Annotated in this window: 18 protein-coding genes, 1 pseudogene and 1 other annotated feature; of the genes and pseudogenes, 14 read left to right on the top strand and 5 right to left on the bottom strand. The window is 41.6% G+C overall.

The window, feature by feature from the left end:
• Positions 1 to 35: 35 nt before the first annotated feature.
• Positions 36 to 155 (top strand): annotated as a pseudogene (locus tag NCCP133_RS03580) (MFS transporter); the annotation flags it as partial.
• Between the two features lie 39 nt (positions 156 to 194).
• Here the strand turns inward: NCCP133_RS03580 and NCCP133_RS03575 are convergent.
• Positions 195 to 545: a hypothetical protein gene (locus NCCP133_RS03575; RefSeq protein WP_264803579.1), complete on the bottom strand. Its 351-nt coding sequence runs from the start codon at positions 543 to 545 to the stop codon at positions 195 to 197.
• A gap of 135 nt (positions 546 to 680) precedes the next feature.
• Between NCCP133_RS03575 and NCCP133_RS03570 the strand changes: the two genes are divergently transcribed.
• The 7 genes from NCCP133_RS03570 to NCCP133_RS03540 all read left to right on the top strand — a co-directional run bounded on the left by NCCP133_RS03570 (position 681) and on the right by NCCP133_RS03540 (position 9,381).
• Positions 681 to 2,042: a sigma-54 interaction domain-containing protein gene (locus NCCP133_RS03570; protein ID WP_264803578.1), complete on the top strand. Its 1,362-nt coding sequence runs from the start codon at positions 681 to 683 to the stop codon at positions 2,040 to 2,042.
• A gap of 330 nt (positions 2,043 to 2,372) precedes the next feature.
• Positions 2,373 to 3,692, top strand: a complete 1,320-nt coding sequence (locus NCCP133_RS03565) for a GntP family permease (protein ID WP_264803577.1) — start codon at positions 2,373 to 2,375, stop codon at positions 3,690 to 3,692.
• A gap of 59 nt (positions 3,693 to 3,751) precedes the next feature.
• Positions 3,752 to 4,528 carry a 3-hydroxybutyrate dehydrogenase gene (locus NCCP133_RS03560; protein ID WP_264803576.1) on the top strand — a complete coding sequence of 259 codons (777 nt, stop codon included), beginning with the start codon at positions 3,752 to 3,754 and terminating at the stop codon, positions 4,526 to 4,528.
• A 146-nt stretch (positions 4,529 to 4,674) separates the two neighbouring features.
• On the top strand, positions 4,675 to 5,193 hold the full coding sequence (locus tag NCCP133_RS03555) for a CBO0543 family protein (protein ID WP_264803575.1): 519 nt from the start codon (positions 4,675 to 4,677) through the stop codon (positions 5,191 to 5,193).
• 149 nt (positions 5,194 to 5,342) lie between these two features.
• Positions 5,343 to 5,567: a binding site (T-box leader), on the top strand.
• A gap of 320 nt (positions 5,568 to 5,887) precedes the next feature.
• Entirely contained in the window at positions 5,888 to 8,305 is a 2,418-nt protein-coding gene (leuS, locus tag NCCP133_RS03550) for a leucine--tRNA ligase (protein WP_264803574.1), read from the top strand.
• Between the two features lie 486 nt (positions 8,306 to 8,791).
• Positions 8,792 to 9,097: a rhodanese-like domain-containing protein gene (locus NCCP133_RS03545; RefSeq protein ID WP_264803573.1), complete on the top strand. Its 306-nt coding sequence runs from the start codon at positions 8,792 to 8,794 to the stop codon at positions 9,095 to 9,097.
• A 101-nt stretch (positions 9,098 to 9,198) separates the two neighbouring features.
• Entirely contained in the window at positions 9,199 to 9,381 is a 183-nt protein-coding gene (locus NCCP133_RS03540) for a sporulation protein Cse60 (protein ID WP_009333366.1), read from the top strand.
• 30 nt (positions 9,382 to 9,411) lie between these two features.
• Here NCCP133_RS03540 and NCCP133_RS03535 read toward each other — a convergent pair whose 3' ends face one another.
• Positions 9,412 to 10,683, bottom strand: coding sequence for an NAD(P)/FAD-dependent oxidoreductase (locus NCCP133_RS03535; protein ID WP_264803572.1), 1,272 nt, complete (start codon positions 10,681 to 10,683; stop codon positions 9,412 to 9,414).
• A gap of 271 nt (positions 10,684 to 10,954) precedes the next feature.
• Between NCCP133_RS03535 and NCCP133_RS03530 the strand changes: the two genes are divergently transcribed.
• The gene (locus NCCP133_RS03530) at positions 10,955 to 12,571 is read left to right on the top strand and encodes a putative polysaccharide biosynthesis protein (RefSeq protein WP_264803571.1); all 1,617 of its coding nucleotides are present in this window, start codon (positions 10,955 to 10,957) and stop codon (positions 12,569 to 12,571) included.
• Between the two features lie 40 nt (positions 12,572 to 12,611).
• Here NCCP133_RS03530 and NCCP133_RS03525 read toward each other — a convergent pair whose 3' ends face one another.
• The gene (locus NCCP133_RS03525) at positions 12,612 to 12,830 is read right to left on the bottom strand and encodes a tropomyosin (RefSeq protein ID WP_264803570.1); all 219 of its coding nucleotides are present in this window, start codon (positions 12,828 to 12,830) and stop codon (positions 12,612 to 12,614) included.
• 116 nt (positions 12,831 to 12,946) lie between these two features.
• On the opposite strand from NCCP133_RS03525, the gene NCCP133_RS03520 reads away from it, so the two are divergent.
• On the top strand, positions 12,947 to 13,666 hold the full coding sequence (locus NCCP133_RS03520) for a pseudouridine synthase (protein ID WP_264803569.1): 720 nt from the start codon (positions 12,947 to 12,949) through the stop codon (positions 13,664 to 13,666).
• A gap of 64 nt (positions 13,667 to 13,730) precedes the next feature.
• Here NCCP133_RS03520 and NCCP133_RS03515 read toward each other — a convergent pair whose 3' ends face one another.
• Entirely contained in the window at positions 13,731 to 13,952 is a 222-nt protein-coding gene (locus NCCP133_RS03515) for a DeoR family transcriptional regulator (protein WP_214727979.1), read from the bottom strand.
• A gap of 770 nt (positions 13,953 to 14,722) precedes the next feature.
• Between NCCP133_RS03515 and NCCP133_RS03510 the strand changes: the two genes are divergently transcribed.
• From NCCP133_RS03510 to dat, 3 genes are all read left to right on the top strand, one after another.
• A complete protein-coding gene (locus NCCP133_RS03510; RefSeq protein ID WP_264803568.1) occupies positions 14,723 to 15,796 on the top strand; it encodes a potassium channel protein in 1,074 nt (357 codons plus the stop codon).
• Positions 15,797 to 15,811: 15 nt separating this feature from the next.
• A complete protein-coding gene (pepV, locus tag NCCP133_RS03505) occupies positions 15,812 to 17,236 on the top strand; it encodes a dipeptidase PepV (protein ID WP_264803567.1) in 1,425 nt (474 codons plus the stop codon).
• Between the two features lie 83 nt (positions 17,237 to 17,319).
• Positions 17,320 to 18,180: a D-amino-acid transaminase gene (dat, locus tag NCCP133_RS03500; RefSeq protein ID WP_264803566.1), complete on the top strand. Its 861-nt coding sequence runs from the start codon at positions 17,320 to 17,322 to the stop codon at positions 18,178 to 18,180.
• Between the two features lie 54 nt (positions 18,181 to 18,234).
• Here the strand turns inward: dat and cysK are convergent, their stop codons facing one another.
• A complete protein-coding gene (gene cysK, locus NCCP133_RS03495) occupies positions 18,235 to 19,167 on the bottom strand; it encodes a cysteine synthase A (protein ID WP_264803565.1) in 933 nt (310 codons plus the stop codon).
• Positions 19,168 to 19,437: 270 nt separating this feature from the next.
• Between cysK and thpR the strand changes: the two genes are divergently transcribed.
• A complete protein-coding gene (gene thpR / locus NCCP133_RS03490; protein WP_264803564.1) occupies positions 19,438 to 20,016 on the top strand; it encodes an RNA 2',3'-cyclic phosphodiesterase in 579 nt (192 codons plus the stop codon).
• The last annotated feature ends 92 nt before the right edge of the window (positions 20,017 to 20,108 follow it).

Genomic DNA, 20,108 nt, shown 5'->3' with positions numbered 1-20,108 from the left:
GATAAAATAAAAATGGAGTAAAAGGGGCGTTTTGAATGCCGCGTACCTTATGGCTATTGATTATTGGTATGGCAGTGAATGTAATGGGCTCTTCTTTTTTGTGGCCGTTAAATACTATTTACATTCACGAACATTTAGGCAAGTCTTTATCTATCAAAAATCGAGCGAAATCAACAAATAACATAGTGATCACCTTAGCCGGCGCCCTCCAAATACTCTTCTGTTTGCTTGTCTGCAAATATAACCTCACCGAAAAAGCTTTTTAAAACCAGCCATCTTGCTGGATAGGAATCAATGAAATCTTTCAGTACTTTTTCGGAGTAGAGCAGAAGAATATCCAAATCTGTTTTATGCTGCTTCAAGTCATAAAGCAAAGCGTGGGGGATTGTGTAATAATCATTTAGCTGCCATTGATTGAGTTTTACAGGAAAGATATTCTGCTCTTCGATATATGCCTCCAAAGCTTGTTTTTGAAGCTGAACACTTTCCTCTTTGGACAAATTTCCGGATTGCCAGTGTGGGTTAATCAAATAAATGCCCTTCATTCGTACACCTCCCAAGCTTTCGGTTAGTATTGGTATGGTCAATTAAAGAGGGAAGAATACCTTTATTGCTAAAATAATTATCAGAAAAATGTGATAAAATAGAGAAAAGAGCTTGTCCTAAAAGGGGAAAGAAAGATGAGAAATGCATTGTTTGAGTTGCCAATCCAAATTGTTGAAACGATTGTAGAGAACGCTTTCGGCTGGCTGGTGGTTGTGAATGAACAAGGAGAAATTATTTATATCAATAAAAATTATTGCGATTTTCTTGAAGTAGAGAGGGAGCATATCTTGGGAATGCATGTCTCTCAAGTGATCGAAAATTCACGCATGCATATTGTCGCTGAAACAGGCAAGGAAGAAATTGCAGATCTCCAATATATAAAAGGGAATTATATGATCGCCAACCGGATTCCAATCGTTTCAGATGGGAAAGTAATTGGTGCCTTTGGGACGGTGTTTTTCAGGGATACAAAGGAATGGATGCAAATGAACAGCCATGTGAAGAGCATGCTGACAAAAATCCAAAGCTATATCCAGGACCTTGACCGGAGCGTTAAATATAGCCTTGACGATATTTTGGGCAGATCCAAACAAATTCATAGCCTAAAAGAAAAAGTTAAGATGGTAGCTGCCAGTGATATTTCAGTCCTCATCCGCGGGGAAAGCGGAACGGGGAAAGAACTGTTTGCGCACAGCATTCATCAGCTCAGCAATAGGAGCCATCAGCCTTTTGTCAAAATAAACTGTGGAGCTATACCGGAGCAACTGCTGGAATCTGAGCTGTTTGGCTATGAGGAAGGGGCCTTTACAGGTGCAAAAAAGGGAGGCAAAAAAGGAAAATTTCAGCTTGCTGATGGGGGAACCTTATTTTTGGACGAAATTGGCGATATGCCGCTGAATATGCAGGTAAAGCTATTGAGGGCACTCCAGGAGGGGGAAATTGAAAGCGTTGGTTCGACTTCACCGGTTAAAGTGGATGTCCGGATTATAGCAGCAACCAATAGGCCTCTTGAAAAGATGATGGAAGAAAAGCGCTTTAGAGAGGATTTGTTTTACCGCATTAATGTTGTGCCGTTTATGGTGCCGGCATTGCGTGAAAGGATGGAGGATTTGTCTCTCTTGATTGATTATTTTATTGAAAAAATAACCAAAAAATCAGGTAAGAGGATCGGGGCAATCGATTATGATGTTATTGAAAAATTTCATCAGTATAGCTGGCCGGGGAATATTAGAGAGCTCGAAAATGTCATTGAAGCATCTGTACATTTAACGAGCAATGAAACCATTACCGCGGAATCACTTCCAGATTATTTGAAAGAATCTGCGGTCTATCCGGTTGGCAAAAAGAATTTAAAAGATATTCTCGAAGAAACGGAAAAGAGGATTCTCACACAAAGTCTAAACAAATATAATAATGACCGCTTAGAAGCGGCGAAGGTCCTTGGCATTAGTAAATCTTCCATGTATGAAAAGCTAAAAAAATACGGAATTGTATAGATCTTCAACAGTCCAGAAATTCGGAATCCATTCCGAATTTCTGGACTGTTTGGATTCTAGTAAAAATATAAACAATATGTTGTATTTATGACGGAATAGTCTGAAAGATAATCTAGTAAATGATAGGACTTGCTATTTTCCTATTCCAGAATTCCGGAAAAAATATTCGGATTTTTTTCATTAGGCCTATACCTAAAAGGAAGTTCATGTTGGCACACTTCTTGCAAAACTAATTAGCAGATAAGTGATTGCTGCATATTTTTTGTAAACGGTTACAAATAGGAGGGAGCATTTAATTTTTGTCATATTTAAATTCAAGGGGGAAATGAAATGCTAAGTATGATTGGGTTAATAGGCGGGCTCGCCCTGCTGATTTTCTTAACGATGCGGGGGATGAACCTGCTGGTTGTTGGGCCATTATCCGCACTGTTTGTCGCTGTTTTTAGCGGCATGCCGCTGTTTCCGCAGCTTGCAGGAGAAGGCGAGGCCAATTTGGTTGGAAACTATATGTCCGGCTTTTCAGGTTTTGTCACGTCGTGGTATTTAATGTTCCTATTGGGAGCTATCTTTGGAAAAGTAATGGAGGATAGCGGTGCTGCGGACAGTGTATCAAAAATGGCTGTGGATAAACTGGGTATGAAATATGCAGTTCTCGCCATAGTGGTTTCCTGTGCCATTTTAACGTACGGAGGCGTCAGCCTGTTTGTCGTTGCCTTTTCTGTATATCCCATGGCATTAAGCTTATTTAAGCAGGCAAATCTGCCAAGAAGATTTATTCCTGCAGCGCTTGCTTTTGGTTCTGTTACTTTTACGATGACATCTGCAGGATCACCGGAAATACAGAACTGGATTCCAATCGAATACCTTGGAACTACTCCCTATGCAGGCTGGGAAGTCAGTTTGATTGTTGCCGTGTTTATGATGATTTTCGGTTATTGGTGGCTAAAGCGCATGATCACGAAGGCAGTGAACAAAGGGGAGGCCTTCGAATCCCGCAAACAGGACCCTGTAACGGAAAACAAGGATTTGCCGCATCCATTCATGGGCGTAGTTCCTTTGATCGTCGTACTAGTAATCTCATTTGTGTTCCATGATTCTCTTAAGCAATCTGCACTTATTCTCGCATTATTGGGCGGTGTCATTGCTGCGTATTTATTAAATCGCAAGTACTTTACGAATTTCTGGAATGCAGTTTCCGATGGAACGCTTGGTGCATTAATCGCGATTGGCAATACAGCCGCTGTTGTAGGGTTTGGCGGAGTGGCTAAGGCTGTTCCTGCTTTTGCAACTGCGGTAGATTGGATGACTAGCATCCCTGGCAGCCCATTGATTGGCGGCGCTATCGCTGTCAGTGTGATCGCAGGTTTGACCGGTTCAGCCTCAGGGGGGCAGGCGATCGCTTTGCCCATTTTGGCACCGCACTATATGGACATGGGCGTCAATGCAGAAGCCCTTCACAGGACTGTTGCCATTTCATCTGGAGCGCTCGACTCATTGCCGCATAATGGCTATGTCGTTACGACTGTAAGAGCAATTTGCGGAGAAACTCATCAGGCAGCATATGGAGCTGTTGCTGCTGTTACGGTAATTGTTCCGCTGATCGGACTTGCACTTGCTATAATCTTGTTCTCTCTTGGACTTGGAATCTAAATTCGGCAGGGGCTCACTCTAGCGAAGCCCCGGCTTTGTTTTCTGAAAGGAGATCATTCATGGTAAAAAATAAAGTAGTTTTCATTACTGGTGCAGCCCAGGGGATAGGCTATGAAATAGGAAAAAGGTTTGCTGAGAACGGGGCGCGAATTGTTCTAACAGATATACAGGCAGATGCCGTTAAAAAAGCTGCAGAGCAATTGCAGAAGGAAGGATTTAAAGCGATTGGCCTTAAATGTGATGTGACATCGGAAGCTGAAATAAAGGAGGCTATTCAGGAAACCGTCAGCCAATTTGGAACGCTGGATGTCCTCATTAATAATGCAGGGCTGCAGCATGTCTCGTTTATTGAAGATTTTCCAACTGAAACATTTGAGTTTCTCATTAAGGTCATGCTGACGGCACCATTCATAGCCATCAAGCATGCCATGCCAATCATGAAAAGACAAAAGTCGGGACGAATAATCAACATGGCTTCAATTAATGGCTTGATTGGATTTGCAGGAAAAGCTGCATATAACAGCGCGAAGCATGGCGTAATTGGCCTTACGAAAGTTGCTGCATTGGAAGCAGCCGGGGAGGGAATTACCGTTAATGCAATTTGCCCTGGCTATGTAGATACTCCGCTGGTAAGAAACCAGCTGAATGATCTTGCCAAAACGAGAAATGTACCACTTGCAAAAGCGATCGAAGAAGTCATTTATCCATTAGTGCCGCAAAAAAGGCTTTTAACTGTGGAGGAAATTGCTGACTACGCGATCTTTTTGGCTAGTGACGGGGCAAGAGGGATTACGGGTCAGGCAGTGGTAATTGATGGGGGATATACAGTACAGTAATTTATAAAAGTGGAAATAAGCTGGATGAAAGAGGGCGGAAATGCCCTCTTTTTCTATTGCAATAGGAATAGGAATAGGAATAAAACAGCTAAAAAGATGGGTATATTGGTGATAATGGAAAATGGCAGATAATTGGTGGAGATAAGATGTATTTGATAGTGGTTGTTCTAGTTTATCTATTTTTTGCATGGAAGTTTGTTGATTGGAAAAGGTGGAAGGATTATTACCCCACTGTTCAATTTTATATGATCTCCAACTTTCTTTATAACTTTTTATTTTATAATCATACTCTTTGGGCGTACAGGGCAGTTACCTTTGATTGGCTAAATCACACACTAATTGAAATTACCTTCACCTTGATCATCATTCCGATTGTCGTCATGATTTATCTTCGCTATTTTCCTGAAAAAAGCTTAAAGAAAAAGATCTTTTATATTGTCGTCTGGATCGCTTATTTTTCGGTGCTTGAGTATTTGTTCTCTAAGAAGGGCCTGTTTGTTTATGATAACGGCTGGAACTTTTGGTGGTCTGTGCTGTTTAATCTAATCATGTTCACGATGCTCCGAATGCATTATAAAAAGCCTGGGATTGCATTGCTGGTGTCGATTCCCATAATTGCTATACTTCTATGGTTCTTCCATCCTCATTTCACTGATTTGAAATAGCTTAAGAAATTTGGTTATGTTTGTGGAATATAAGCGAATGCAAGCACATAACCAATGAACTCTGCATAGTCTTAATATTAAATTTCCTGTCAGGGATAAGCCCGCTTGCATCCTGGCGGGAAATTTAATACAATAGTCATATCTTATACTGAAATGCTTTGATAAGGATCAGTAATGATGACGCAGCCCGATTTTAGAGAGTTGACGGACGGTGCAAGTCAGCCGGGCACATCATGAACTCGCCTTTGAGCAGCAAGTGTGAATTAGCAGTAATGCTTGCCGTTTTCCGCGTTAAGGATGAATGAAGTGAGTGACATTGTCACTAATGTGGGTGGTACCGCGGGAGATTTATACATAATCCTCTCGTCCCTTTTTGGGATGAGAGGTTTTTTTATTTTTTTAAGAAGTACAAATTTTTGAAGTCAGAAAGTAGTCTAGCTCGGTAATCCATCGGCTCTTGGGTATAAGCCAATCCGTCAAAAAGGTTAAAGAACAACCTTTCCGCCGGCTCGTCTTATGCTTGAGGCCCGCAGGACAAGGAAGGCTTCGTCAGCATTACCTTCGCACGACCAAAAGCGAAAGCTTTTGGGAGGATGCGGGTCATGCAGACGTTGCCACAGGACGTGGCGGTTTTAGTCTGCGGCCCTTGGATAAGCGGGCGCCCTGCACTTTCTGATATTAGGAGGAAACAAAAATGAGCTTCAATCACCTGGAGATTGAAAAAAAGTGGCAAAGCTACTGGGACGAAAATAAAACATTCAAAACAACTGAAGATAAAGGCAAGCGCAAGTTTTATGCGCTGGATATGTTCCCTTACCCATCGGGCGCAGGACTTCATGTTGGCCATCCGGAAGGTTACACAGCAACAGATATCCTTTCCCGCATGAAGCGCATGCAGGGCTATAATGTTCTTCATCCGATGGGATGGGATGCATTTGGTTTGCCTGCAGAGCAATATGCACTTGATACAGGAAATGATCCCGCAGAATTCACGGAGAAAAATATTAATACGTTCCGCCGCCAGATTAAGGCATTAGGCTTTTCATATGACTGGGAGCGTGAAGTGAATACAACAGATCCTGAATACTATAAATGGACTCAATGGATTTTCTTAAAGCTATATGAAAAAGGGCTTGCTTATATTGATGAAGTAGCGGTTAACTGGTGCCCTGCTTTGGGAACCGTTCTTGCCAATGAAGAGGTCATTGACGGGAAAAGTGAGCGAGGAGGACACCCTGTAGAGCGACGCCCAATGAGACAATGGATGCTGAAAATCACGGCTTATGCAGATCGCCTGCTTGAGGATCTTGATTTGCTGGATTGGCCTGAAAGCCTTAAAGATATGCAGCGGAACTGGATTGGCCGCTCTGAAGGCGCAGAATTGACATTCAATATCGAAGGTCATGATGGCACATTTACTGTTTTTACAACACGCCCTGATACATTATATGGTGCCACATATGCTGTTTTGGCCCCAGAACATGTACTTGTTGACAAAATTACAACTGATAAGCAGCGTGAGGCAGTTCAGGCTTATATTGAAAAAGTTAAAAGCAAGAGCGACTTAGAGCGTACTGATTTAGCTAAAGAAAAATCAGGCGTTTTCACAGGTGCGTATGCCACTAATCCTGTTAACGGCGAAAAAATGCCAATCTGGATTGCGGACTATGTTCTTGCAAGCTATGGAACAGGTGCGATAATGGCCGTACCTGCTCATGACGAGCGTGACTATGAGTTTGCCAAGCAATTTGGCCTTTCTATTAAGGAGGTAGTTGCCGGCGGAGATGTTGAGAAGGAAGCCTACACAGGCGACGGAGAGCATGTTAACTCCGATTTCCTTAATGGTTTGAACAAAGAAGATGCGATCGAAAAGATGATTGCATGGCTTGAAGAAAAAGGCATTGGCATGAAAAAGGTTACGTATCGCCTTCGTGACTGGCTATTCAGCCGTCAGCGCTATTGGGGAGAACCCATTCCAGTTATCCACTGGGAAGACGGTACCATGACTGCCGTTCCGGAAGAGGAGCTGCCATTGGTCCTTCCAAAAACAACGGAAATTAAACCATCCGGCACAGGTGAGTCACCTTTAGCCAACATTGATGACTGGGTTCATGTTGTTGATCCTGAAACAGGCAAAAAAGGCCGCAGAGAAACAAATACGATGCCGCAATGGGCAGGCAGCTGCTGGTACTATCTGCGCTATATTGATCCCAAAAACAGTGAAGCCCTTGCAGATCCTGAAAAATTAAAAGAATGGCTTCCGGTTGACATCTATATAGGCGGAGCAGAACATGCAGTTCTTCACCTTCTCTATGCCCGCTTCTGGCATAAGGTCCTTTATGATGTAGGAGTTGTCCACACGAAAGAACCTTTCCAAAAGCTATTTAACCAGGGCATGATTCTTGGTGAGAATAATGAGAAAATGAGTAAATCCAAAGGCAATGTTGTTAACCCGGATGAGATTGTTGCCAGTCATGGGGCAGATACACTTCGTTTATATGAAATGTTCATGGGACCGCTTGAAGCTTCCATTGCATGGTCTACAAATGGCTTGGATGGATCAAGGAGATTCCTTGACCGCATCTGGCGCTTATTTGCTGAAGAAACTGGCGAACTAAGCCCGAAAATCCAGGAGACTGAAGAAGGCGGCAGTCTTGAAAAGGTTTACCATCAAACGGTTAAAAAGGTAACTGAAGACTACGAAGGGTTGCGCTTTAATACAGCCATTTCGCAAATGATGGTATTCATCAATGAAGCCTATAAAGCAGATGTCCTTCCGAAGAGCTATGTCGAAGGCTTTGTAAAAATGCTTTCGCCAATCGCTCCGCATATTTCTGAAGAGCTTTGGACAAAACTTGGCCACGGTGAAAGCATTGCCTATGAAACTTGGCCTGCATACGATGAAGCTAAAATGGTTGATGATGAAGTGGAAATCGTTATTCAAATTAACGGCAAAGTTAAAGCTAAGCTTATGGTTCCGGCTGATGCCAAGAAGGATCTATTGGAGCAAATCGCCATGTGTGATGACAAAGTAAAAGAACAAATCGACGGTAAAACAGTCCGCAAAGTCATTACGGTACCAGGAAAACTGGTTAATATCGTTGCGAATTAAATTTTTGCAGCAACCACCTCTATTATGAAATAGGGGTGGTTATCTTTTATTGTAAAATATTAACAACACGTGGACTGACCAAAGGGTGGAGGAGCGATTAGTGCCTCTTTTTCATAGGGAGAGGGTAATACAGATGCCATCTTGCGGGGGCTGATGGAAAAGAGGTAACAAAGAGATGGATAGAAGCAACATCCAGAAGGGATTGATGGAGAAAATGCATCAAAAAAGGGTGGGCTGAAACATTTCCCGCTTATTATCAGTTAAGAGAGATCGACCAATAAAGGAAGCTCCCTATTATCTCAGGTTAATAGGAGGAATGCTAAAGGTTTATTAGATATAAGAAGTAGACACAGCTAATTGTTTGTACCTAAGATAAGAGAAACTCCATATTTATATTTTGTGTGCCATATAAGGTATTATAGAAGTGGCGGCAAGTATTAATGCTATATGCCTGTATTTATAAGTTTTTCGGAAAGGGTGTAAATAATGGACCGTATTGAAGAAATTACAACAGAAGAATTGCAAAAGAAGCTGGAAGCAGGAGAGAAGCTTGAGCTTGTGGATGTAAGGGAAGATGATGAGGTTGCATCTGGCATGATTCCTGGTGCGAGACATATCCGTATGGGGACAATTCCGGAAAATCTTGATAATTTCGATAAGGAAAAAGAATACATTTTCATTTGCCGCTCCGGCGGCCGCAGCGGAAATGTGTGCAACTATATGAAAGAACAAGGCTATAAGGTTCGCAATATGGTAGGCGGCATGCTGAACTGGCAAGGCAAGACAGAATAAAAAAAACGGAGCCGACAAGGCTTCGTTTTTTAATACTCATAATTTTAAAAATTAAGAAAATTGTCCAAACTGATTAAAAAAAGCCAGAAAGGAAGAGTTCTATGATAAAGGTGAAATTATTCGATCATGAACACGAAAAGGATCTAGAAAAGGATATGAACCACTTTTTGGAGAAGATCGAAGAGAAAAAGCTGCTGGATATAAAATATAATGTGGCAGCAGTCCAAGAGGATGAAGACGAGCAGATTTACTGTTTTTCTGCGATGGTCATATATAGAGCCTGAAGCCGCGGCAGGCATCAGGCTCTATATTTTTTATTTTGCTGTTTGTGCAGACTCGGCTGCGTTTATCCCTGCCAGCCTGCCGGTTACGAGAGCGGATGTGATATTGTATCCGCCTGTATAGCCGTGTATATCCAGGATTTCACCGCAGAAGAAAAGGCCGTCCATCTTTTTTGATGCCATCGTTTGCGGTTCAATTTCTTTAACGGATACACCCCCGCCGGTAACAAATGCTTTATCAAGCGGCAATGTGCCGTTAACAGTAAATTGAAAGGATTTGCAGCTTTTTATAAAGCTTCTGATTTTTTCATTAGAGATATTCGCTCCCTGTGCAGCAGGGTCGATTCCATTTTTGTAAAGAAGAAACAGCAAGTATCTTTCGGGCAGTAACCCTTTTAATAGATTCTTAATGCTTTTCTTCGGTTCATTCTTAATCATTTTGGACACTTCCTGGAATAAAGGTTCTTCCTTTGTTTCGGGAATGGCATCGAGATTCATTGTGACTTCTTTTAGTTTCCACTTTTTCATTGCCTTGACTACGTACTGGCTGCAGCGCAATACGGCTGGGCCGCTAAAGCCGAAATGGGTAAAAATCATATCCATCCGATGGGTGATAAGCGGTTTTCCTTTAGGATTCAAAACACTAAGCTCCACACTTCTAAGCGATAATCCCTGCAGCGTTTTTTCTTTAATAAATTTATCCGCCGAGGTCAAAGGGACTTCTGTAGGAAAAAGTTCTGTGATGGTATGACCCGCTTTTTCCGCCCATGCATAGCCATCTCCCGTTGAGCCTGTGTGGGGTACGGACTTTCCTCCGACTGCAATGACCACAGCATCGGCTTCATACAAATTGCCTGACTTAAGCTCCACCGACTTTACCCTGCCATCTTTATAATGGACATCCTGAATAGGGCTATTGGTTTTTAAATCAACCTTCAATTCTTTTAGTCTGGTTATCAGGGCATCCACAACAGATTGGGCTTTGTCTGTCACAGGAAACATCCGCCCATGGTCTTCCTCTTTCAGCTGTATGCCCAGATTCTCAAAGAACCTGATAATATCTTCATTGCTGAAGAGGGAGAAGGCGCTGTACAAAAAGCGTCCATTGCCAGGGATATGCTTAATGATTTCATCCACAGGAAGCCTATTTGTGACATTGCATCGGCCTCCGCCGGAAATCGCAAGCTTTCTGCCAAGCTTGTCCCCTTTATCGATCAAAAGCACCTTTGCTTTCTGTTCTGCTGCTCCAATGGCGGCCATTAATCCTGACGGCCCTCCGCCAATTACAATTACATCATATTTCATGTTTTCACCAACTTATCTTAATTCACTTTTTAAGCAATAGTTCTATTATAATGCAATTATTCGTTTTCTAAAAACAAAGCCTTTATATACAGGTTTTGTAAGTGGCATTTCTTCGTCAAGAAGAGTACACTACAAATAGTGTGTCTAAAAAGATAGAAAAATGACGAAATCTAATTTTATTTATGCTAAAATCATTGTCGCTATAAGCTTCAGTCTAATCATATTATTCTTGCATAGATTGCAGGCTGCAGTTTTCTAAGGAAGGGATTATATGTCATCTAAGCTTTTAAGAGGTACTTTTATATTAACGCTGGGAACCTTTATTTCAAAGTTTCTTGGGCTGTTCTATGTTATTCCTTTTTATTCTATAGTTGGGAAGGAAGGAACACTCCTTTACCAATACTCATACGTGCCTTATACCATTTTCATAAGCATTGCAACGGCAGGCGTTCCGCTTGCAGTTTCTAAATTTATATCAAAATACAATGCGCTGGAAGAGTATGCAGTTGGAAGAAAACTGTTTAAATCCGGGCTCGTTATTATGCTTATTAGCGGATTTATCGCCTTTCTTGTCCTATTTTTTTCTGCTCCTTTACTTGCTGAAACGATTCGGGCTGATAAAGGGCTGGGGTCAGCTGATGAAATAGTAACGGTTATTCGTGCTGTTAGTTTTGCGTTAATTATCATCCCTTTTATGAGTTTGATTCGCGGTTTTTTCCAAGGTCATCAATCTATGGGGCCTTCTGCTGTTTCCCAGGTGGTCGAGCAGATTGTTCGAATTGTGTTTCTGCTTGCGGGTGCTTTCATCGTTTTAAATGTTCTTAAGGGCAGTATGGTGACAGCAGTCAGTGTGGCTACTTTTGCAGCATTTATTGGGGGATTGGGAAGCCTTGCTGTGTTATACTGGTATTGGTATAAGAGGAAGCCGTATCTTAATGAGCTCCTTTTCCAGGATAAAGGTACTATAAACATTTCATTAAAAGAGATTTATAAAGAAATACTCATTTACTCTATCCCGTTTATTTTAGTGGGAATAGCCAATCCTGTTTTCCAGTTCGTAGATTTGCTAACCTTCAATAGAGCGATGGTTTCTATCGGAATACCAAGAAACCTGTCAGAAGATGCTCTTTCTATTTTAAATTATCAAACCCATAAATTAGTTATTATTCCCGTTTCTTTGGCGACAGCTTTTTCATTAACACTTGTACCAAGCATCACAAAGGCATTTATAGAGGATGATCAATTGAGTCTGAACAAACAATTAAATCAGACATTTCAAGTGCTAATGTTTTTAACTTTGCCGGCTGCTGTTGGATTGGCCATCTTATCCGAGCCTATTTATACCCTTTTTTATGAGCATGACTTGCAGGGAAGTGAAGTGCTGCAGGCATACGCTCCAGTAGTAATCCTGTTTGCTTTATATTCAGTTACAGCGGCAATCCTGCAGGGAATTAACGAACAGCGTTTTACAGTTCTGAGTTTATTGGTTGGAATTCTGATCAAACTAAGTTTGAATATCCCTTTAATAAAATTAATGGAGACAAAGGGAGCTGTCCTGGCCACCGCTCTGGGATATGGGGTTGCAATTTTAATTAATCTTTTTGTAATTAAATATTTTTCAGGATATAAATACAGCTTAGTGTTCAGAAGAGGGCTCTTAATTATCATTTTTACCGTATTAATGATGATAGCAGCAGGTGTTATGTACCAGGTTGCCACGATCTTTTTATCACCTAAAGCGGATCTGCAGGCGATGATCATTGTCGCCATCTGTGCAGCTGCAGGAGCGGGAATCTATTTCTACTTAAGTTTCAGAACCAAGTTAATCTATATCCTGTTTGGGTCAAGAGTTGATAGAATGCTGAACAAGCTTAGGCTGAGGGCATAATAAAAAAGGTCTCCGCAGATGGAGACCTTTTTCCTTAAATTTAATACTCGCGATAACCGCCATCGCCTATTCCGAGACGCCTTTCAATCCGGTCAAGCCTGCGATCGAGCCGGTCAACTTGCTGCTCAAGCCTTTGCATTTGGCGTTCCAGGTGTTCAATCCGCCTGTCAGTATTGCCGCCTCCCGGGTAACCAGGATAACCTGGGGTAAAGCCGGGAAGAGGGATATAGATGCCTTGCCCTTGCTGGCGCGGGTACATACGAACCATCTCCTCTAACGTATTCATCCGAATATATGATAGTAGTCTATGCAATACCGGGCTGCGTTGGAATAGATAGATGCCCATTAATTTAGAAATTAATTGGAGGTCCAACAATGAGAATTGATAAAATGCTGGCCAATCTTGGATTTGGCAGCCGAAAAGATGTTAAAAAGCTATTAAAAGACGGGGGTGTAACCGTTAACGATGAAAAAGTGAAAGATCCGAAACACCATGTAAATCCTGAGGAGGATGCTGTCATTATCAATGGTGAGAGGGTTGAATATAAAGAGTTCGTCTATTTGATGATGAACAAGCCGCCTGGTGTGATTTCTGCAACGGAAGACTCCCAATTTGAGACAGTTGTGGATTTGCTGGAGATGGAGGACCTTGTATTATCTCCTTTCCCTGTTGGGCGACTTGATAAGGATACAGAAGGCCTTTTGCTGCTGACGAATGACGGCCAGCTTGCACATCGGCTGCTTTCTCCAAAGAAGCATGTTCCTAAAACCTACTATGCTGTCATTAACAGCGAGGTAACAGAGGACGATATTGCTGCTTTTAAGGAAGGTGTTATCTTGGAAGATGGCTATGAAACGAAGCCAGGAGAACTGAAAATATTGAAATTAGGCATAACTTCTGATATTGAATTAACGATTACAGAAGGAAAATTTCATCAGGTGAAAAGAATGTTTGAAGCAGTTGGGAAAAGAGTCATTTATTTAAAAAGGCTCACAATGGGACCTCTCGAGCTTGATGAAACACTGGAATTGGGAGAGTATCGGGAGCTGACAGATGAAGAGCTCAAAATGCTGCTGAGTTATGAAGTAAAATAAAGACAAAAAAATCGCCCAGTTCGGGGCGATTTTTCTAAATCTATTATGTGGGTTATCTTTCTTGTTAAGATGATATCTTTACTTTCTTTTGTGTAATGGTCCATTTGCCTCTGCTTGGGCTTTTCACCAAGTCATTGTAGGCAAGGACATTCAAATCTCTTTGTATGGTGCGAGGAGTAATACCAAATTCCTCTACAAGCTCCTGAGTTGTTACAGTTCCGCGCTTACTGATAAACATGTAGACGGATTTTACACGGTTTAACATCCGGTTAGTTGAAGGTTTCAAAAAACCACTCCCTATCCTTTTTTCAAACCCCATGGCAATTCCCTGCAACCGACAGCTACATTGAAGGATATCCCTCCAAAGGTATGTAGTTTTCTTTTCCCCAGACAACTCCTTTGTATTCTGGTTATTTTCAATAAAAGAAAGTAAAAACTTTGAACATCGACATCTGTTTTGCGTTAGTGCCTACCCCCTCAAGTTATCAGGGATGGTCAAGGCCTTACGCTTTTTCTAACTAGATGTCATACATCTGACTATATTGTAACTCTATTATCTGATAATTTCTACTTTAAGGAAACAAATTTACAAAATATTTACGCTTCCCTTCCTAGTCTGTGCTTCTCCCTCCTTTTTAATGTATGTTTATTTTCCCTTTATGTGCCGGGATAAACATTCTTGGGAAACGGCTTTACTATACCTTATGGTGGAGGGGGCTAGTAATATGTACTGAAAATTCAAAAAGTCTAATATATTTGTTTGGTAATCAATGGGTAACTTATCCTCTCTGGAGGAATTTGGATTCGGGATAAATCTTAAAAAAATTCCTTTGAAAAAGCCTTAAAAAACCTTTAAAGATAGGCAACCTTTTCCTTTCTGGTCCGTAAGTATTGTCAGGAGGAGAAAATATGAACTTATTGAATGTGGATATTGCCTCAGGCTATGGCATTATTTATCATTGCGATTTTGCTATTAGGCCTTATTGTGGCTTTCTGGCTGTTCTTATTTTCTCAATTAGGTGTTCCCCGAGGACTGTGAGCAGCTAGGATTTAATAGTGGAGGAAAATATCGGCGAAATTATTTATAATGATATTGTTGGAGAAGGAGGGATGGACATTCTATTTAGAAGGTTTCTTAAAAGGCTTTATACGCTTAATAACTGGCTGATCTTTCTTTCAAGCGGACTTTTGATTATATGCAGCACGATATTGATGACACTTATAGAACCTCAGACCTTTACCAATTATTTTGATTCTTTTTGGTGGGTGATGACAACGGTAACGACAGTTGGATATGGCGATTTTTACCCGGTCTCAGTTGCCGGAAGAGTGTATGCCATATTCTTGTACTTGATTGGAATTGGCCTAATCGGAATTGTCATTGGGAAATTAGTAGAAGGCTTTGCGCAATTCCGTGTTAAGCAGGAGGAGGGGAAGATGAGTTATAATGGGAGAAATCATATTGTCGTTGTCGGCTGGTCTAAGAAAGCGGAGCATGCTTTGGAAGAAATCAGGTTAGCCGATCCAAAAAAAGAAATCGTGCTGGTCGCCATGCTGGAGAAAACGCCGGTGAAACATGATATTGTTCATTTTGTCCATGGAGATGCTGCTGATGAAGCGGTTCTGGAAATGGCCAATATTAAAGATGCTAAAAGTGTTATCATTTTCGCGGATGACTCAATTGAAGATAACCAGCTGACAGATGGGAAATCCTTATTGATTGCTACTGGAATTGAGCGTCTTGCAGGCGATCTGCATATTACAGTTGAATTAAAGGTAGAGAAACACATGGACCTGTTTAAGCATGTGTCTGTTGATGAGTTTATTATTTCAGATGAAATGATCTCCAGAATGGCTGCACAGGCGGTTCTTTCCAAAGGAGCGACTACGATCTACTCACAGTTGATGAGCCGTAAAGTGGGGGAGGATTTATATCAGATTCCCGTATCTTCGGAGTGGGTGACTTACAGGGATGCATTTCATCATTTGCTTGAAAAAGGGGCAACCTTAATCAGTTCAGGCCAGGATATGAATATTAACCGCCGGCTGGAGGAGAATATCCCGCAAGGAGCCATATTATATATTATTTGTGACCATGATACATATATAAAATTGACAGCTGAACAATGATAAGGAGGAAACCCGATGAATGTTCTGGATTGGAAGAAAGAAGTGGAAAAAAGAAAGGATGCTTTAATAGAAGATACCCAAAAACTTTTAAGGATTAAAAGTCTCCTGGATGAGGAAAACGCTTCAGAAGCTGCGCCGCTTGGGGAAGGTGTCAAAGAAGCCCTCGATTTTATGCTCGATCTTGGTGAAAAGGATGGCTTCACAGCGAAAAATGTCGGCAATTTGGCAGGCCACCTAGAGTTTGGCCAAGGCGAAGAGATCGTTGGGGTGCTTTGCCATGTTGATGTTGTCCCAGAAGGTGACGGCTGGACAAGCGATCCTTTTGGAGCGGAAATCCGCGATGGAAAGATTTTTGCCAGAGGTGCCATTGACGATAAAGGCCCGACAATGGCTGCTTATTATGCCATGAAAATCGTAAAGGAATTGGAGTTGCCTCTGAGCAAGCGTGTCCGCATGATTATTGGAACAGACGAGGAAAGTGATTGGCGCTGTGTTGAACATTATTTTAAGCAAGAGGAAATGCCGGCAATGGGATTCGCCCCGGATGCTGACTTCCCAATCATTTACGCCGAAAAGGGTATAACTGATTTTGACTTCGTCCAGATCGGAAAATACGAAGAATCAGAAAAAGACGTATTGGCTGAAGTCATTTCTTTTCAGTCTGGAAGAAGGTACAATATGGTTCCCGACTTTGCGAAAGCCAGCCTAGTTGTCCACCTTGAACAGACAGAGGCAGTGCAGAGGTATATCCATTTTCTTAAAAAAACGGAGCTTGAGGGTAAATATTACATCGATAATGGGGAATTGATTCTTGAACTTCAGGGAGTATCGGCTCATGGAATGGAACCGGACAATGGAAAGAATGCCGGCATTCTTTTGGCATCATTTCTTGCCTCCCTTCAAATAGATGCTAAAGCATCCCAGTACTTTGAATTCGTAACCCGATTTCTATGTGATGATTCCAGGGGAGGGAAGCTTGGAATCGCTTGTACGGATGAAAAAACGGGCGACTTAACCGTCAATGTCGGCAAACTATCCTATTCACAGGAAAATGGCGGCCGTCTGGGCTTTAATGTTCGTTACCCTGTTACAAATGATATGGAAGAAACAAAGGGTCAGCTGCTGAACCTGGCAGAGAAAGAACACTTCAGGTTGGAGAATTTTACTGATTCCAAGCCTCACCATGTAAAAGAGGATGATTTCCTGATTCAAACACTGAGAAAAGTATATGAACAGCAGACAGGCAATAAAGCAGAACTATTATCCATCGGAGGGGGCACCTATGCACGCTCCTTGAAGTCTGGTGTTGCTTTCGGGCCGCTATTCCCCGGAAGGGAAGACATTGCCCACCAAAAAGATGAATATATGTTTATAGAAGACTTGCTGAGAGCAACAGCTATTTATGCACAGGCTATATATGAGCTTGCGAAAGAGACTTAAACCCTGTTATGATGGCCCAAAGATTTGTTAAAAAAACAGCAAAACAATAATAAAGAAACCAGGCACAGGGAGTGGCAGGAAATATGGAATATGTTATTTTGAATGGGGAATTTATTGATCGTTCTAAAGCAAAAGTGGATATGGAAGACCGCGGCTATCAATTTGGTGATGGCGTTTATGAAGTGATTCGAGTTTATAATGGAAAAATGTTTACAGCTGAAGAGCATCTTGAGCGGCTTTTGGAAAGCGGAAAAAAAATTGAACTGAACATCTCTTATCCCGTTAAAAAGCTAAAACATCTGCTTGAACAGATGATTGTGAAAAATAAACTGGAACTGGGGATTGTGTACATGCAATTTACGAGGGGCACTTCGCCAAGAAACCATGCATATCCTGGCGAAGATGTGCTCCCTGCATTCACAGCCTATACACGTGAAACAACAAGGCCTGAAGAAAACATGAAAAAAGGTGTAAAAGCCCTTTTAGTTGAAGACATCCGCTGGCTTCGCTGTGATATTAAGAGCCTGAATTTGCTTGGCAACATCATGGCTAAACAAAAAGCAGCACAGTCAGGATGCTTCGAAGCCATTCAGCACCGCGGAGAAACAGTAACAGAAGGAAGCTCGTCCAATATTGCCATTGTCAGGAATGGAAAGATTTGCACGCATCCTGCTACGAATCTGATTCTTAACGGCATTACACGCCGCAAGATCAATGAACTTTGCCAGGCAAACGAAATTGCTCTGGAAGAAACTGCTTTTACAATTGAGGATTTAAAACAAGCAGATGAAGTATTTTTGTCCAGCACGTCTGCAGAAATTACACCTATTACTGAAATTGAAGGGAAACCGATAGGCGCTGGTACCCCTGGACCTCTTACAAGGAAGCTGCAAGATCTTTTTGAGACAGAAATTGAGAGGCAATGCGGGAGCTTGCAGGTTTAATAAAGATGTTGAAACGCAAAACCCCCGGAGGAGCGCCGGGGGTTTTTCAATATTTTATTCAAATTGGAATAGGTCACTTGAAAGATATCTTTCGCCTGTATCACAAACGATAAATACAACAACGTCTTCCGGCGGTAGCCTCTTTGCTACCTGGATGGCAGCAAAGCAGGCTGCCCCTGATGATGGACCCACAAGAATGCCTTCCTCTCTCGCCATCCTGCGTGTTGTATCATAAGCATCTTCATCTTTGATTTGATGAATTTCATCGTAAACATCTGTATTTAAAATTTCCGGAATAAACCCTGGACTTGTGCCGACAAGTTTATGTTTTCCGGGTTTTCCTCCAGATAATACTGGCGAGCCTTTTGGCTCAACAACATGAACTTCCAGTCCTTGGTAATGCTCTTTAAGAACTTCTCCAGTACCTGTAATGGTTCCGCCTGTTCCCGCAGTAGCAACGAATGCGGAAAGGTTTTTGCCAATTTGCTTCATGCCGTCGATAATTTCCAGTGCCGTCGAATGCCTATGCGCATCCGGGTTGGCACTGTTTTCGAATTGCATCGGAACATAGCTGTTTGGAATTTCGTCAGCCAGTTCATTGGCTTTTTGAATGGCTCCCGGCATTTTGTCATCTCCTGGCGTCAGAACGACCTCTGCACCATATGCTTTTAAAAGATTGATCCGTTCAGCCGTCATCGTATCCGGCATAACAAGAATGGCTTTATAGCCACGGGCGGCAGCATTCATTGCCAGTCCAATACCCGTGTTCCCGCTTGTCGGTTCAATGATGGTTGAACCGGGCTTTAATTTGCCTGCCTTCTCTGCTTCAACAATCATGTTAAAGGCAGCGCGATCTTTTACGCTTCGGCTTGGGTTGTAAAATTCAAGCTTGGCATAAACGCTTGCGCCATTTTCCGGAGCAAGCCTGTTTAATTTTACAAGCGGAGTATCGCCGATTAAATCTGCAATATTATTGACTATTTTCATCTGACTCTCCCTTTCGATAAAGGCTGAAAAATTATATAACAAACAAGATCGCTTCTATCCCGCTGTTATTTTGTGTGTTTCCGTTTAATTCCATTCGCATTTAGGGAATCTATAATTAAGTTATATCATATTCATCATACCTAAAACAGACTATTCCAATCAAATCAAAGGGTTTTAAATTATTTTAAATATTAGGGATGGCTTTAATAAAGGAACTGCCAATTTTAAGGGATGTTTGATAAAATAGGTAAAAATATAGGGGTTGATTCAGTGGGAAATCAGCAAAATGCGCATTTTTTCTTTGCGCTAAAATTGCCTTCCGAGACAAAAAAGAAACTCAATGAGCATTGTGAAGAATTGAAAGGGAAATTCCCCTTTAGCCGCTGGGTTCATCATGACGATTACCATATTACTTTGGCATTTTTGGGATCGGCGCCTGAGGACAAGCTCATTGCTGCAGCAAAGCTGGTGGCTGACTCTATCAAAAATGTAAAATCATTTCCGCTGTTCATAAATCGGCTAGGTGTTTTTGGAAATGAAAGTGCTCCGAGAATTTTTTGGAGTGATACCGAGCGGGAGGAAAGGCTTCATTATTTAAGGGATCAGGTTTTTTCCGCATGCAAGGAAGCCGGGTTTAAATTGGAGAAAAGACCTTTTAAGCCTCACATCACAATAGCAAGAAAATGGATTGGTTCTGAGAACTTTCAAAAAAGCATGCTTGATCAGTATAACCCTTTTAAAGAAAAAACAATTGAATTCTCTGCTTCTGGGGTTGTTCTCTACCGTACACATTTAGACAAAACACCAAAATACGAAAGTATTGCCATCTTTCCGCTTTTGGTGGAATAACATTTAGATACATAGATTTTTTACGTACTTTGATTTTCTTACTGAAATTTGCAGAGAAAACCACAGTCAGTATTAAAAGAGCTTTGAACATA

Source organism: Cytobacillus sp. NCCP-133 (genome assembly GCF_026011715.1).
Lineage (GTDB): Bacteria > Bacillota > Bacilli > Bacillales > Cytobacillaceae > Cytobacillus.
Note: the sequence above shows the minus strand (reverse complement) of the source record. Positions and strands in the feature narration are given on the sequence as shown.

Bases quoted from the DNA above. Each gene is read 5' to 3' on its own strand.
- dat (WP_264803566.1), top strand. From the start codon at position 17,320: ATGGAATATGTTATTTTGAATGGGGAATTTATTGATCGTTCTAAAGCA.
- NCCP133_RS03555 (WP_264803575.1), top strand. From the start codon at position 4,675: ATGTATTTGATAGTGGTTGTTCTAGTTTATCTATTTTTTGCATGGAAG.
- pepV (WP_264803567.1), top strand. From the start codon at position 15,812: ATGAATGTTCTGGATTGGAAGAAAGAAGTGGAAAAAAGAAAGGATGCT.
- leuS (WP_264803574.1), top strand. From the start codon at position 5,888: ATGAGCTTCAATCACCTGGAGATTGAAAAAAAGTGGCAAAGCTACTGG.
- NCCP133_RS03530 (WP_264803571.1), top strand. From the start codon at position 10,955: ATGTCATCTAAGCTTTTAAGAGGTACTTTTATATTAACGCTGGGAACC.
- NCCP133_RS03565 (WP_264803577.1), top strand. From the start codon at position 2,373: ATGCTAAGTATGATTGGGTTAATAGGCGGGCTCGCCCTGCTGATTTTC.
- NCCP133_RS03575 (WP_264803579.1), bottom strand. From the start codon at position 545: ATGAAGGGCATTTATTTGATTAACCCACACTGGCAATCCGGAAATTTG.
- NCCP133_RS03535 (WP_264803572.1), bottom strand. From the start codon at position 10,683: ATGAAATATGATGTAATTGTAATTGGCGGAGGGCCGTCAGGATTAATG.
- NCCP133_RS03520 (WP_264803569.1), top strand. From the start codon at position 12,947: ATGAGAATTGATAAAATGCTGGCCAATCTTGGATTTGGCAGCCGAAAA.
- NCCP133_RS03525 (WP_264803570.1), bottom strand. From the start codon at position 12,830: ATGTACCCGCGCCAGCAAGGGCAAGGCATCTATATCCCTCTTCCCGGC.
- cysK (WP_264803565.1), bottom strand. From the start codon at position 19,167: ATGAAAATAGTCAATAATATTGCAGATTTAATCGGCGATACTCCGCTT.
- NCCP133_RS03545 (WP_264803573.1), top strand. From the start codon at position 8,792: ATGGACCGTATTGAAGAAATTACAACAGAAGAATTGCAAAAGAAGCTG.
- NCCP133_RS03540 (WP_009333366.1), top strand. From the start codon at position 9,199: ATGATAAAGGTGAAATTATTCGATCATGAACACGAAAAGGATCTAGAA.
- NCCP133_RS03570 (WP_264803578.1), top strand. From the start codon at position 681: ATGAGAAATGCATTGTTTGAGTTGCCAATCCAAATTGTTGAAACGATT.
- NCCP133_RS03560 (WP_264803576.1), top strand. From the start codon at position 3,752: ATGGTAAAAAATAAAGTAGTTTTCATTACTGGTGCAGCCCAGGGGATA.